This window comes from Streptomyces sp. SID14478 (genome assembly GCF_010548525.1).
Taxonomy (GTDB): domain Bacteria; phylum Actinomycetota; class Actinomycetes; order Streptomycetales; family Streptomycetaceae; genus Streptomyces.
The window spans coordinates 1-1,157 of record NZ_JAAGMG010001405.1 but is presented as its reverse complement, the minus strand read 5'-3'; the positions used below and the strand labels follow the sequence as shown (position 1 = coordinate 1,157).

1 protein-coding gene is annotated in these 1,157 nt (G+C 74.5%); it reads left to right on the top strand.

What is annotated here, in order from left to right; all coding sequences use genetic code 11:
- Positions 1 to 1,023: thiamine pyrophosphate-dependent enzyme (locus tag G3I40_RS44595; protein WP_164560490.1), on the top strand; the 1,023-nt coding region annotated here is incomplete at its 5' end.
- Positions 1,024 to 1,157: the final 134 nt, after the last annotated feature.

Below are 1,157 nucleotides of genomic sequence, written 5' to 3'. Positions count from 1 at the left end.
CGCGCGGCCCTGGAGGCGCTCGCCGAACGCTGCGGCGCGCTGCTCGCGACCTCGGCGGTGGCCCGCGGCCTGTTCCACGGCAACCCGTGGTCGCTCGACGTCTCCGGCGGCTTCGCCTCGCCGCTCGCGGCCGAGCTGATCGAGGGCGCCGACGTGCTCGTCGCCTTCGGTTGCTCCCTCACCATGTGGACGACGCGGCACGGCAGGCTCATCGGCCCGGACACCACCCTCGTCCAGATCGACGACGACGCCTCGGCCCTCGGCGCACACCGCCCCGTCCACCTCGGCATCACCGGCGACGTGCGCCTGACGGCCGAGCGCACCGACGCAGCCCTGGCCGACGGCACGCAAGCCGGTGGCAGCCGTGGCTACCGCGGCGCGGACACCGCCGAGGCGCTCACCCGACGCCTCGGGTGGCGCGACGTCCCGTACGACGACGAGGGCACCGCCGACCGCATCGACCCGCGCACCCTGAGCATCGCCCTCGACGACATCCTCCCCGCGGAGCGCGTCATCGGCGTCGACTCGGGCAACTTCATGGGCTACCCGACGATGTACCTGTCCGTCCCCGACGAACAGGGCCTGTGCTTCACCCAGGCCTTCCAGTCCATCGGCCTCGGCCTCGCCACCACCATCGGCGCGGCGCTGGCCCGCCCGGACCGGCTCGCGGTGGCCGCGCTCGGCGACGGCGGCATGATGATGAGCGCCGTCGAACTCGACACCGTGCGCCGGCTCGGGCTGCCCCTGGTGGTGGTCGTCTACAACGACGACGCCTACGGCGCGGAGGTCCACCACTTCGGGCCGCACGGATTCCCGCTCGGCACGGTCGAGTTCCCGCCCACCGACCTCGCCGCCGTCGCCCGCGGCCACGGCTTCGAGACGGTCACCGTCCGCACGCCCGCCGATCTGTTGCCCGTCCGCGAATGGGTGGCGGGACCGCGGACGGCGCCCCTGCTCATCGATGCCAAGGTGGTACGGGAACACGGGTCGTGGTGGCTCGAAGAGGCGTTCCGCGGGCACTGACTCAGGGCCGGTCGTACGCGCCCGCGAGCGCCCACGCGTCGAGGTCCGCGTACCGCCTGGGGCCCGGCGCCCCGCCGAGGGTGCTGCCGACCAGGTGGAGCCGGGCCGAGCGCCAGCGGCGTCCGGCGAAGCCG